The following is an 11,967-nucleotide window of genomic DNA, read 5'->3' as shown; positions in this document are numbered from 1 at the left end:
CAACCGGAGCCATGCGCAAGCTTCCCCTGATCGGCCTGACCCTGGATGCGGAACAGCCCGGCGGCTATTCCAAGCTGCCCTGGTACGCCCTCCGCCAGAACTACTTCTCCAGCGTCGCGGAGGCGGGCGGCCTGCCCATCGCCCTGCCGCACCAGCCGGAACTGGCCGAGGCCTATCTCGACCGGATCGACGGGCTGCTGGTCACCGGCGGGGCCTTCGATGTCGATCCCTCGCTTTACGGCGGCGGGCCGGCGCACCCGACGGTGGCGCTGAAGGAAGGCCGCACCGCCTTCGAGCTGGCCATGGTGCGCGGCGCCCTGGCCCGCAACATGCCGATCCTGGGCATCTGCGGCGGCGAGCAATTGCTGGCGGTGGCGCTGGGCGGCACGCTGATCCAGCACATCCCCGACAGCGTGCCCGACGCGCTGGCGCATGAGCAGCCCAACCCGCGCACCGAGCCGGGGCACGAGGTCGCCATCACGGGCGGCACGCTGCTGGCCAGCATCGTGGGCGGCACGCGGATGGCGGTGAACTCGGCGCACCATCAGGCGGTGGCGACGCCGGGGCCGGACGCCGTTGTCAACGCCGTGGCGCCGGATGGCATCATCGAGGGCATCGAATCGATCCGGCACCGCTTCGCCCTGGGCGTCCAGTGGCACCCGGAATACGCGGTGGACCGGGCCGACCAGCGCATCCTCGACGGGTTCGTGGTGGCCTGCCATGGGTGACGACACCGAGGAGGATGCCGGCGGCCGCGGCGAGCGCATCGCCAAATGGCTGGCCCGCGCCGGCATCGCCAGCCGCCGCGACGCGGAAAAGCTGATCGCCGAAGGCGCGGTGTCGCTGAACGGCAAGGTGGTGGAAGGCCCCGCCACATTCGTCGGCCCCGACGACAAGGTGCTGGTCGGCGGCAAGCCGGTCGGCGCGCCGGAGCGCACGCGGCTGTTCCGCTACCACAAGCCGCCCGGCCTGGTGACCACGCACAAGGACCCGGAAGGCCGCCGCACCGTGTTCGACGAACTGCCGGCCGGCCTGCCGCGCCTCGTCTCGGTGGGGCGGCTCGACCTCAACTCCGAGGGGCTGCTGCTGCTGACCAATGACGGCGCCCTCAGCCGCAAGCTGGAGCTGCCGGACAATGCCTGGGTGCGCCGCTACCGCGCCCGCGTGCATGGCCGCGTCGATGAGCGGGCCCTGGCCGCGCTGGCGCATGGCGTCACGGTGGAAGGCGTGGCCTATGGCCCGATCGAGGCCGGCCTCGATTCGCGCCAGGGCACCAATGCCTGGCTCACCGTGGCCCTGACGGAAGGCAAGAACCGCGAGGTGCGGCGCGTGCTGCAGCATCTCGGCCTCACCGTGACGCGACTGATCCGCACCGCCTATGGCCCCTTCACCCTCGGCCCGCTGCCGCGCGGCGCGGTGGAGGAGGTGAACGCCAAGTTCATGCGCGACCAGCTCGGCCTGGATGCCCCGCCCCGCATCCTGCGCGGGGTGGAGCGCGCGGCGGAGGCGGCGCGCCTCAGCGCGGCCGCCGAGGCGCGGGCTGCCGACAAGCCCGACGCGGTGCAGCGCAGCCGCCCGGCCAGGCCGCCGCGCGCCCGCAACGCCACAGAAAAGCTGCGCCGCGCCTGGGGCGCCGTGGCGCAGGGGCCGGATGCCGACCAGCCCGAAGGGCCGGGCCGCGGCGGCGCCCGGCGGCGCGGGCCGCGCAAGCCCGGCTGATGCGCATCATCGCCGGCCGCAACCGGGGCCGGAAGCTGGAAGCCCCGCCCCAGGAAAACAAGCGGGGCGCGGCCACCCGCCCCACGGCCGACCGCGTGCGGCAGGCATTGTTCGACATGCTGTGGCACGCGCCCTGGGCCGGCCGCGCCCGCATCGAAGGGGCGGAGGTGCTGGATGCCTTTGCGGGAACCGGCGCGCTGGGGCTGGAGGCGCTGTCGCGCGGCGCCGCCCATGCCTGCTTCATCGAGCGCGACCGCGTCGCCCTGGGCGTGCTGCGCGCCAACATCATCGCCTGCCGCGAGGAGGAGCGCGCCCGCATCCTGCCCGGCGACGCCACCCGCCCGCCCCGGGCGCCGGCGCCCTGCGAGCTGGTGTTCCTCGACCCGCCCTATGCCCAGGACCTGGTGCCGAGGGCGGTGGCGGCGCTGGCCCATGCGGGCTGGATCGCGCCGGGCGCGCTGATCTGCGCCGAGATCGGCGCGGGGGAAGGCCTGGAGCTGCCAGGGGCCGAGCTGCTGGCGGAACGCGCGCATGGCGCCGCGCGGCTGCTTTGCCTGCGCGCGGGCCGGGATGCCGCCGCCTGAGGCGGCGTGATGCCTGCGGCCCGCCGGCCTTCAGGCGTTCACCACCGAGCGGATCTGCCGCCACAGGCTGCTGGGCCGCTCGGGATCGACTAGGTCGGATTCGGCGATGACTTCCTCATCGGCGGAAAGCTCCCGCGCCGGTAGCGGCGCCAGGTGCTTGGGCCGGGTGTTCAGCGCCTCGATCGCGCGGATCACCGAGCCGCCGGCGGCGGCGATGGCGCGCGACACCTCCTCCGCGTCCCGCCCCAGATGCTCGGCCAGCAGGTCGTCGCGGCGCGCCAGGATGCCGGCCCGCACCGCCTCCGGGTCGTCCGCCGCGGCCGCCTCGATCACCAGGTCGCATTCGGTGTCGTAGCCCATGGAGCGGTTGTTGAGGTTGGCCGAGCCGATCTTCAGCAGCGCGTCATCCACCACCATCACCTTGGCATGGACATAGATCGCGTGGCCGGCCTCGTTCACCGGGTGGAAGATGCGGAAGCGGCCATGCCGGTCGGCCTTGCGGACCAGGCTGAGCAGCCGCGTGCGGGCGGAATCCATCGCCTTGGCTTCCAGCCATCCATCGGCGGTGTCGGGATTGATCACCACCACCTCCGGCCCGTCCGGCTCCCGCAGGCGCGCGGCGATGGCTTCCGCCACCTTGCGGGAGGCGAAATACTGGCTCTCGATATAGAGGGTGCGGCGGGCGGCGGCGATGGCGCGGAAGGTCAGCGCCTCGATCTCGCAGACCTGCGGAACGTCGCCATGCTCGCCGATGGTGCGGGCGATGCCCACGGGGATGCCATGGAAGTCCGGCGTCACGCCTTCTGGCCAGGGCGGGGGCACGGGCGGCGGCGGTTCCAGCGTTTCGCCGGTGGCGCGGTGCCAACGGCGGCGGGCCAGCTCTCCCAGTTGCCGCGCCAGGGGGCCGGTGGCGCAGGTGGTGGCGTCGTGCCAGGGGCCGAGCTTCTTGCCGCGCGGGGAATGCCGCCCGGGGCAGTTCTCGCGGTGCTCGCGCCGGTCCCAGCGGCCCATGGTGATGTCGATGCCACCGCAAAAGGCCAGCGCGTCATCCACCACCATCAGCTTCATGTGGTGCGCGGCGGCGGCCGGATGGGCGCCGTCCAGCCGGAGCTGGATCTGCTTGTTTCCCATCCAGTTCAACAGAAAGAACGGCGTTTCCCCGCGCAGCAGGGATTTCAGCAGGCCGAGATCCCATTTCAGGATGCGGATTTCCAGTTCCGGCCGTTCCCGCGCGATCCAGTTGAGGAAGCGGCCAATGCGGTTGGGGCCGTCCAGCGTCTTTTCCTCCGGCTCCAGCTCGATGCGGGCGTCGAAATCCCAGCCGATCAGCATGACGCTGTGCCGGGCCTGCAGGATGGCGGATTTGGCGGCGAGGAAATAATCCGCGGCATCCACGATCACCGCCAGGCGGTCGGCGCGCGCCATGGTCCAGCAGGTCCGGCCTGGCTCCAGCAGGGCATCCGGGCGCGAGGAAGCGGTTTGCTCCTGGGCGGGTTCGGGCATCGGCAGGCACTCCCCTTCGCCGGGCCCAACGCGGCGCCGCACGGCCGGTTCCCAAGCTTGGCTCTTTTTGCAGATTAGGTGGCCGAAGCGGTGAAGGCGATCAGGATTGGCATGTCCGGCCCGCGCTTCATCACCCGAGCCGGCACCGGCTGGTCCAGGTCGCGGGGCCGCCATTCCCGGCAGGCCTCGACGCGCAGGCCGCAGGCGGCGAAGCTGTTCAGGTAGTCGGCGATGTCATGCGCCACGGTGGGCATCCGCACCTCCCGCTCCCCGTCCTGGAAATGCGCGCCCACGCCGGCCAGGGCGAGCCAGGGGTGGATTTCCAGCACCAGCACGCGGCCGCCGGGGCGCAGCAGGCGCCGCGCCTCGGCCAGGGGCGGGCGCGGGTCGGCGACATGTTCCAGGGTCAGGCTGAACAGCACGGCATCGGCACGGGCATCGGCCAGCGGAACCGGCTGGGCCATGTCCTGCCGCCAGAGCCGGAGCAACGGGTCGCGTGCCCGCGCCGCCGCCAGCATGCCGGCCGACAGGTCGAAGCCGCAAAGCGGCCCGGCGCCCCACGCGCGCAGCAAGGACAGGTTCTGCCCGGTGCCGCAGCCGAACTCCACCACCGACCGGCCGCGCAGCGCCGGCGCCATGGCGCCCAGCGCATGCCGGGCGACGAAGACCATGGGATTGTCGGCCTCGTCATAGGCGGGGGCCCAGCGGTCATAGGCCGCCTGGACGGACAGAAAGACGGAAGGCGTGGTGCTGCCGGTCATGGATGCATCCCCCTTGCCGGGGAAAACCGCCCCGTTTTCGGGGCGAGTAGTGTACCGGGCATCGCGTGGAGGCCCGTTCAGCTCCGCCAGAGCGGGGCAAGGTTAATCGGCCTGCCGCCCGCCATCAACTGCCGACTGGCCCGGGGCTCATTCCGCCGCCAGCGCCGCTTCCCGGGGGGCGGGCGCCGGCTGGTCGAGGCGCACGCCGAGCCGCGCATACACCTCGCCGAGCCGCTTCTCGTAGTTCTCGCCGCTGAACAGGGCGGCGCGCTTCGGCCCGGCCTCGGCCAGCTGGGCGCGCAGCCCGGCATCGGTGTCGAGCGCCCGGATCGCATCAACCATCGCCCGCACGTCATAGGGATCGACGGTGATCGCCGCATCGCCCACCACTTCCGGCAGGGAGGAGGTGTTGGAGGTCATCACCGGCGTGCCGAGCTTCATCGCCTCCAGCGCCGGCAGGCCGAAGCCTTCGTACAGGGAAGGGAACAGCGCCGCCTTGGCGCCGCGGATCAGCGACACCAGCAGGCGGAACGGCGCGTAATCCAGCAGGATGATCTTGCGCTTGGTGCGCAGGACCGAGCCTTCCTGCACCTGGTAGCGGATATGGTCGTCGAACAGGAGCTTCAGCTCCTCTTCGCTCTGCCAGGCCTGCTTGCCGACGATCACCAGCGGCAGGTCGGAGCCGGAGGACAGGAAGGCCTCGATCATGCGGCCGACATTCTTCTTCGGCTCGATGGCGCCGAAGAACAGGAAGTAGCCTTTCCAGCCCAGCCCGAAGGAGCCGGCGATCTCATCCCGCGCCTCGGCCAGCGGCTTGTCGGTAAATTTCCGCGGCAGCTCGACCGACTGGTAGGTGTTGGTGACCTTGTCCGGGTCGGCGCCCAGCAGATTGATGATGTCGCGCCGCGATGCCTCGCTGACGGTGACGATGTGGTCGGCCTTCTGCGCGATCAGCTTGTTCAGCCGGTAATAGCGCCGCTTGTGGTCCAGCGTGGTATAGGGCAGGCGCAGCGGCACCAGGTCGTGCAGGCAGTAGACGTTCTTCACCCCCGGCATGTGCATGGCGATGGGATAGGTCCAGTGCATGATCTGCGGCGGCTGCGGGATGCGCACCGAAAGGCGCGACTTGTACAGCTTGAAATGGTTGGCGGCCTGGGTGAAGCCGTTCTCGATGTTCCACAAATGGTCGAAATGCGGCAGGCGGTTCTCGAAGGTGGTGGAAACCACCTGGCCGGTGATCGGCACCCGGGTCGCGTATTCGCCGAACGCGCCCAGCGCGGTGCGCCGCACATTGCGCAGCCAGCGCAGCATCGTTCCCGTTTCGCCCACGCGATTGTCGAAGAAGGCGATCTCGCGGATCAGTGGATTGCGGCTGGGGCTGGCGCGGGTGCCGTACAGCACGCCGACCTCGGCCCCCATGGCACCCAGCCGGAAGCTGAGGTTCCTGGCATAGGTGGCAACGCCCGTGCCCTGGTCGAGAGCAAGGTTGTAGCCATCGATATAGATTCGCGGACGCATGGATGAAGCCTATCCGAATGCGCCCTTCAGGCGAAGCCGAATCGCCGCTACTCCTTGACCTCCTTCATGCTTCGCCGTGAAGGATGGGCGGATCGCAAAGGTGGAGCTTGGCATGAGCGGGGAAGCGGGGCCGGACGCAGAGGCGCTGCGGCGCGAGGCCGACAGCCTGCGGGACCGGGGACAATGGCAGGCGGCGGCGGCGGCTTATGCGGCCTTTCTGCGGCTGCGGCCCGACGATGTCGGCATGCAGGTGCAGCAGGCGCATTGCCTGAAGGAGCTGGGCGAGGTGCGGCAGGCGCTTGGCCTGTACCATGCCGCCTGGCGCGCCCGCCCGCTTGACGCCGACATCCCCCTCCAGATCGGCCATGCCGAGAAGCTCCTGGGCCAGCGGGACCATGCCCGCGCCGCCTATGCCGCCGCGGTGGCGCTGGACCCCGGGGGCACGGCGCCCTGGGCCGAATGGGTCGCCCTGGTGGCGGACCGCCCCGACCGCGCCGCCCCCCGCGCGGGCGGGATGGTGCTGGACCTGACCGACCTGACGCGGTGGATCCGGGAAGGATACCGGGCGCCGAGCGGCATCCAGCGGGTGCAGATCGGCATCGCCGCCGGCGCCCTGGCCGGGCCCAGCCCGCCGCGGCTGTGCGCCTTGTGGACGGGCGGGCTGCGCGACCTGCCGGCGGCGCTGTTCCACCGGATCGCGCATCTGATGTCCACCGGCACCGAAACCGACGATCCTTCCTGGCGGGAAGCGACAGGCCTGCTGGAGGTGCTGCTGGAACGGCCGCCGCCGCTGCGCTTCGATCCGGGCGCCGTGCTGGTGCCGCTCGGCGGCACCTGGGGCGTTCCGGGCCATCTCGGCACCCTGCGCGCGGCGAGGCTGCGGGACGGGCTGCGCCAGGTGCCGCTGGTGCATGACTGCGTGCCGCTGATGATGCCGGAATACTGCCAGGAAGGCACGGTCAGCGGTTATTCGCGGTGGTTCGCCAATCTCGCCCTGCATGCGGATGGGGTGCTGACGGTGTCGCGTTCCACGCGGGACGACCTGCGCCGCCTGCACCGCGCCCTGCTGCCCGAGCTGCCCGTGCCGCGCGCGGCGGTGGTGCGGATGGACGCGGCCCCGGCCGAGCCGCCGCCGCACCAGCCCGCCGATCATCCGCTGCTGCGCGGCGACGTGCCCTTTGTTTTGTTTGTCGCCACCATGGAAGGGCGCAAGGACCACCGGATGGTGTTCAGCGCCTGGCTGGCGCTGCTGCGCCGCCTGGGCGCGCGCGCCATGCCGCTGCTGGCCTGCGTCGGCAAGCCGGGCTGGCGGGCCGAGCCGGCGCTTTCGCTGCTGGAGCATTCGCCGGAGCTGCGCGCCCGGGTGCGGCTGCTGCACGACGTGTCCGATCCGGTGCTGGCGGCGCTGTACCGGCGCAGCCTGTTCACCATCTATAACAGCCTGCATGAGGGGTGGGGCCTGCCGGTGACGGAAAGCCTCGCCGCCGGCCGCGCCGTGGTGGTGCCGGCACATTCCGCGCTGGTGGAATCCGGCCAGGGCGGCGCCACCTTCTTCACCCCCGGCAACGAGCCGGAGCTGGTGGAGCTGCTGGGCCGCATGATCACCGACCCCGCCTTCCGCGCGGCCGAGCAGGCGCGCGCCGCCGCCGTGCCGCTGCGCCCCTGGGGGGTGGTGGCGGCGCAGCTGCTGGCCGAGGCCGCGCGGCTGGCGGAGCTGAGCGGCGGAACATTGCCGCGCCTGCCCCTGGCCGCCGCCCGCCGCCACCCCCTGCGGCGCATGGCCGCCGCGCGGCCCAACCTGGCCATGGCGGTGGCGGAAGCGGTGCGGGAAGGCGAGGGCTGGTATCCGCTGGAGGATTGGGGGGCCTGGACGCGGCCGGGCGCCGCCACGCTGCATCTGCCGCTGGATGCCGGGCATGGCGGGGCGTTGCGGCTGGAGCTGGATCTGCGCGGCCCCGCCCAGCCGCAGGAGGTGGAACTGCATGTGATGCGGGATGGGGGGGCGCCGGTGCCGCCGGTGCAGGTGCGGGTGGAAGCGGGCGCGCGGCTCGCCGTGGCGCTGGCCGTTCCGGCGGGCGGTGCCGATCTCCGCATCGACCTGCATTGCCAGGAAGCATGGCCGGACCCGGCCGGCAGGCCGGTGGGCATCGGGGTGGAGGGCTTCGCCTTCGCGGCGATGGAACGGGAGGAGGAAAGGCTGGCGCTGCTGGAGGCGCGGCATTTCCACCATGCGACGGCGCTGCCGGAACTCTGACCGGGGGGCTTTCCCCGCGTGGGAAGCGGGGGGGGGGGGGGGGAGGCTGAGCCTCCCCCCTTTCTCAGCGCCCGATGTCGAAGTAGCGCACGGCCAGCGCGGCCTGGTAGATCATCGCCAGCAGGTCGCTGGCGAGCTGGAAGCCCTTCACGCCCAGCTGCGGCAGCACGATCAGCTCGTCGCCGGGGCGCGGGCCCTGGCGCGGATCGAGGATGATCTGCCCGCTGGCGCGGCGGATCATGATGCCGCCGCTGTTGCCGCGCTGGGTGTAGCCGCCGGCTTCCTCCACATACTCGTCGATGGTCATGTTCGGGCGCCACAGGACGGCCTGCGGCGTCATCACCTCGCCGGCCACCAGGATGGTGTCGGAGCGCTCGGGGATGACGATGGTGTCGCCGTCTTCCAGCCGGACGCGGGAACAGCGGCCATTGCTGTCCACCGCCACCAGCCGCCCTTCCGGCTCGATGCGGCGGCCGCGCTGGATGTAGTTGGACACCATCTGCGCCTCGGCGGAGCGGATCTGCGCGATGCCCGTGGTGGCCGAGGTGGCGGTGAAGAGCTGCCGCTCCAGCCGGTCCAGCGCCTCGTTGATGGCGCGGCGCTGCTGGGCCGCGATGCGCTTGCGCAGGATGAACACCGAATCGGTGTCGGCCAGCGCCGGGTCCACCGCGACATGGTCGAGCAGGCTGCACAGGTCGATGTCGCGGTCCGCCACCAGCACCGAGGGGCCGAGGCGGCTGCCTTCCACGAAGACCCGCACGGTGGGGGCGGGCGAGTCGGTGATGAAGGTGACGACGTCCTGGTCCAGCAGCGACTGCTTCTCCAGCGTCGCCACGTCGACATAGCGCGACCAGGGCTGGCCGTTGCGCGTGCCGCGGATCACCGCGTTGGTGGCCGCCGGCAGCGGGGCCGCGAGCTGGTTCAGCTCCTGCCCCGCCATGGCGCGGCCGGCGACCTCGAACAGGAAGTTGTTGCGCACGGCGCCATCGGCGGACACCACGGCGCCCTGCTTGCCGACCACGATGGTGTCGCCGTCCTGCAGCGTCAGCTGCGGCAGCTTGCCTTGCAGCAGGAAGGGGTAGAGGTCGATGCGCACCACGGCGCGGCCGCCGCGGTTGACCACGATGTCGCGGTAGGAGCCGCGCACCGGATCGACGCCGCCGGCCCGCAGCAGGTAGTCGAGCACGGTTTCCGAGCCGGAGCCCAGGTGCCGGCCCGGCGTGCGCACGAAGCCCGTGACATAAACGCCGATCTGGCTGGCCGACAGCAGCACGGCATAGACCTGCACCTGCTGGGTGTAGATCCGCCGCACCTCGCCTTCCACCGTGCGCTGGAGGTCGCCGGCGCGCAGGCCGGCCAGCCGCAGCGGGCCGATGGAAGGCAGGAACAGGTTGCCTTCCGGGTCGATGGCGCCGATCACCTCCGATTCCACGGGCCCCCAGACGCGCACGCTGACGCGGTCGCCGGGGCCGAGGCGGTAATTGGGATTGGCGCTTTCGGAGCCGGCGGGCGCGCCGCGCGTGAAAAGCTGCGCGCCGAACACGGTGCGGCTCGGCCCGGCCGGGCGGTAGGGCTCGGCCAGCGGGCCTTCGGCGGTGGCGCCGGCCTCGGCCTCGGTGGTGCTGCCGGCGCGGTTGACGATGTTGTCCTGCGGCAGCAATTGCGGCACCTGCCGCTGCCCGGACAATGACGGCACCTGCTGCTGTCCCGGAAGCCCCTGGCCCTGCATCTGCTGCTGCATCAGGCCCGGCACGGGCGCGTTCAGGTTCTGCGCCGCCGCCTGCCCGGCGAGCAGCAGCGACAAGGCCGCCGCGATAAGCCCACGACTAGAGTGCATGTTCACGAATCCCTGCGACCAGCATCCAGCCGATGCCATAAAGAACGCTGAGCACCGCGAACAGGCTGAGGACGATCAGCCAGGCGCGCGGGTAAAGCGGGTATTCCGCCAGGTTGGGCTCCACCACGCGGGCCAGGAAAAGCTGCTGGCGCTGCGCGTCGAGGCGCGCCGTTTCCAGCGAGGCGGTGGCCGAGGCCAGCTGCTTGTCGGCGAATTCCCGTTCCAGCAGCAGCCGCTCATAGGTGGCGATCTGGGTGGGCAGGGATTCCCCGCCGCGCGTCAGCCGCTGCCGGTGCGACGCGATCTCGCTTTGCAGGGAGGCGATGCGGTTGCGCAGCAGCGCGATCTGCGGGTTGTCCGGGCGCATGAAGGCCGATTTTTCCTGCAGCTCGGCGCGGGCGGCGGTCAGGGAGCCTTCCAGCGAGCCCAGGCTTTCCAGCCCGATGGAGGCACTCTTGGTGGGGTCCACCGCCTGTTCCTGCTGCCGCCACGCCGTCACCGCCGCCTGGGAAGCGATCACGCGCTGCTCGGCGCGCTCCAGCTCCTCCTGCGCGACGCGCAGCGTCTCGTCCTTGGCGCGGGAGGACAGCTGGTTCACGAAGGCTTCCGACAGCCGCAGCTGTTCATCGGCGAGCAGCCGCGCATCCTCCGGCCGGAAGGCGCGGGAACGGATGGTGGTGATGCCGGAGGTGCTGTCGTTCTTCACCGTGTTCATGCTGTTGTGGTACATCTGCAGGAACTCGGCGGGCGGATCGCTGAACCACAGGCTCGACAGGAAATCCGCCTCGGGGCGGCGATACAGCCCGATCAGGTCGATGTTGCTGACCAGCGCGTACAGCGCGTCATGCGATTGCAGGTAGTCCCGCACCGCCAGCGATTCCTCGCCCGACTGCTTGAAGCCCGCGGCGCCGATCATGGCGCCCAGCGCCGTGCCTCCGGAATTCTCCTGCCGGCTGCGCACCAGGAAGCGCGCTTCCGAGACATATTGCCCGGTGGCGAAGCCATACAGGTAGAGGGCCGTCAGCAGCGTCGGCAGCGCCACCAGCAGCATGTAGAAGCGCCGCTTCCACAGGGCGCGCAGCAATGGCGAGCGTCGGCGGGCGGCATTGTGCTGCCCGGCCGCCGGGCCGCTCAGCGCGGGTTCAGAGACCCTGGTAAGCGGCGATAGCTTCATCGACGTCCTCGTAGAATTCCAGGATGCCGTTGCGCAGCACGGCGGCCGTCCGGCAGTAGCGCCGGACGTGGTTCAGATTGTGCGAGATCATGATCACGGCGGCGTTCTTTCGCCGTTCCTCGAACATGGTGAGGCATTTGTTGGCGAAGCGGGCATCGCCGGTGGAAAGCGCCTCGTCCACCAGATAGCCGTCGAAATCCACGGCGAAGCTGAGCGCCATCATCAGGCGCGAGCGCATGCCGGAGGAGTAATACTTCACCGGCTCGTCGAAATAGCGGCCAAGCTCGGAGAAGTCCTCCACGAAGACTTCCGTCTGGCTCAGCGACATGCCGTAGAGCCGGGCGATGAAGCGGGCGTTGTTGCGCCCGGTCAGGCTGCTCTGGATGCCGTAGCCGCCGCCCAGCGGCCAGGACATCAGCATCTCCCGCCGGATGGAGCCGCGGGTCGGCGCCTCGACGCCGGCCAGCACGCGCACCAGGGTGGACTTGCCGGCGCCATTGCGGCCGAGGATGCCGAGATGGTCGCCGCGGCGGAGCCGGACATTGATGCCGCGCAGCACGTCCTTGCGCCCGTGGCGCTGCTCGAAGCTTTTCCAGACGTTCCGCAACTCAAGCATG

9 protein-coding genes and 1 pseudogene are annotated in these 11,967 nt (G+C 71.1%); 4 read left to right on the top strand and 6 right to left on the bottom strand.

Annotated features, from left to right (window positions below; translation table 11 throughout):
• The first annotated feature begins 11 nt into the window (after positions 1-11).
• From F0Q34_RS06245 to rsmD, 3 genes and pseudogenes are all read left to right on the top strand, one after another.
• Positions 12-728, top strand: coding sequence for a gamma-glutamyl-gamma-aminobutyrate hydrolase family protein (locus F0Q34_RS06245; RefSeq protein WP_149811326.1), 717 nt, complete (start codon positions 12-14; stop codon positions 726-728).
• Positions 721-1,455, top strand: a pseudogene (locus F0Q34_RS06240) (pseudouridine synthase); the annotation flags it as partial. The gene F0Q34_RS06245 and the pseudogene F0Q34_RS06240, both read left to right, overlap by 8 nt.
• A gap of 263 nt (positions 1,456-1,718) precedes the next feature.
• Positions 1,719-2,303: a 16S rRNA (guanine(966)-N(2))-methyltransferase RsmD gene (rsmD, locus tag F0Q34_RS06235; protein ID WP_149811324.1), complete on the top strand. Its 585-nt coding sequence runs from the start codon at positions 1,719-1,721 to the stop codon at positions 2,301-2,303.
• Between the two features lie 30 nt (positions 2,304-2,333).
• Here the strand turns inward: rsmD and F0Q34_RS06230 are convergent, their stop codons facing one another.
• From F0Q34_RS06230 to F0Q34_RS06220, 3 genes are all read right to left on the bottom strand, one after another.
• On the bottom strand, positions 2,334-3,806 hold the full coding sequence (locus F0Q34_RS06230) for a phospholipase D-like domain-containing protein (protein ID WP_149811323.1): 1,473 nt from the start codon (positions 3,804-3,806) through the stop codon (positions 2,334-2,336).
• Positions 3,807-3,880: 74 nt separating this feature from the next.
• Positions 3,881-4,567: a class I SAM-dependent methyltransferase gene (locus F0Q34_RS06225; protein WP_149811322.1), complete on the bottom strand. Its 687-nt coding sequence runs from the start codon at positions 4,565-4,567 to the stop codon at positions 3,881-3,883.
• A gap of 147 nt (positions 4,568-4,714) precedes the next feature.
• Positions 4,715-6,085: a glycosyltransferase family 4 protein gene (locus F0Q34_RS06220; RefSeq protein WP_149811321.1), complete on the bottom strand. Its 1,371-nt coding sequence runs from the start codon at positions 6,083-6,085 to the stop codon at positions 4,715-4,717.
• A 112-nt stretch (positions 6,086-6,197) separates the two neighbouring features.
• Between F0Q34_RS06220 and F0Q34_RS06215 the strand changes: the two genes are divergently transcribed.
• Positions 6,198-8,339: a glycosyltransferase gene (locus F0Q34_RS06215; RefSeq protein WP_149811320.1), complete on the top strand. Its 2,142-nt coding sequence runs from the start codon at positions 6,198-6,200 to the stop codon at positions 8,337-8,339.
• 64 nt (positions 8,340-8,403) lie between these two features.
• Here F0Q34_RS06215 and F0Q34_RS06210 read toward each other — a convergent pair whose 3' ends face one another.
• The 3 genes from F0Q34_RS06210 to F0Q34_RS06200 are packed head-to-tail and all read right to left on the bottom strand — an operon-like array spanning position 8,404 to position 11,966.
• On the bottom strand, positions 8,404-10,176 hold the full coding sequence (locus tag F0Q34_RS06210; RefSeq protein ID WP_149811319.1) for a polysaccharide biosynthesis/export family protein: 1,773 nt from the start codon (positions 10,174-10,176) through the stop codon (positions 8,404-8,406).
• Complete coding sequence (locus F0Q34_RS06205; RefSeq protein ID WP_149811318.1) at positions 10,166-11,350, bottom strand: capsule biosynthesis protein; 1,185 nt, start codon at positions 11,348-11,350, stop codon at positions 10,166-10,168. Before F0Q34_RS06205 ends, F0Q34_RS06210 begins: the two co-directional genes overlap by 11 nt.
• On the bottom strand, positions 11,319-11,966 hold the full coding sequence (locus tag F0Q34_RS06200) for an ABC transporter ATP-binding protein (protein WP_149811317.1): 648 nt from the start codon (positions 11,964-11,966) through the stop codon (positions 11,319-11,321). The genes F0Q34_RS06205 and F0Q34_RS06200 overlap by 32 nt, the downstream gene beginning before the upstream one ends.
• Position 11,967: the final 1 nt, after the last annotated feature.

The organism is Teichococcus oryzae, assembly GCF_008386565.1.
In the GTDB taxonomy this organism is placed as follows: domain Bacteria; phylum Pseudomonadota; class Alphaproteobacteria; order Acetobacterales; family Acetobacteraceae; genus Pseudoroseomonas; species Pseudoroseomonas oryzae.
The sequence above is the reverse complement of the archived record's forward strand: the minus strand, read 5'-3'. Positions and strand labels throughout refer to the sequence as shown.

Excerpts from the sequence above, each read along its gene's own strand:
- F0Q34_RS06245 (WP_149811326.1), top strand. The coding sequence starts at position 12 with ATGCGCAAGCTTCCCCTGATCGGCCTGACCCTGGATGCGGAACAGCCC.
- rsmD (WP_149811324.1), top strand. The coding sequence starts at position 1,719 with ATGCGCATCATCGCCGGCCGCAACCGGGGCCGGAAGCTGGAAGCCCCG.
- F0Q34_RS06230 (WP_149811323.1), bottom strand. The coding sequence starts at position 3,806 with ATGCCCGAACCCGCCCAGGAGCAAACCGCTTCCTCGCGCCCGGATGCC.
- F0Q34_RS06225 (WP_149811322.1), bottom strand. The coding sequence starts at position 4,567 with ATGACCGGCAGCACCACGCCTTCCGTCTTTCTGTCCGTCCAGGCGGCC.
- F0Q34_RS06220 (WP_149811321.1), bottom strand. The coding sequence starts at position 6,085 with ATGCGTCCGCGAATCTATATCGATGGCTACAACCTTGCTCTCGACCAG.
- F0Q34_RS06215 (WP_149811320.1), top strand. The coding sequence starts at position 6,198 with ATGAGCGGGGAAGCGGGGCCGGACGCAGAGGCGCTGCGGCGCGAGGCC.
- F0Q34_RS06210 (WP_149811319.1), bottom strand. The coding sequence starts at position 10,176 with ATGCACTCTAGTCGTGGGCTTATCGCGGCGGCCTTGTCGCTGCTGCTC.
- F0Q34_RS06205 (WP_149811318.1), bottom strand. The coding sequence starts at position 11,350 with ATGAAGCTATCGCCGCTTACCAGGGTCTCTGAACCCGCGCTGAGCGGC.
- F0Q34_RS06200 (WP_149811317.1), bottom strand. The coding sequence starts at position 11,966 with ATGCTTGAGTTGCGGAACGTCTGGAAAAGCTTCGAGCAGCGCCACGGG.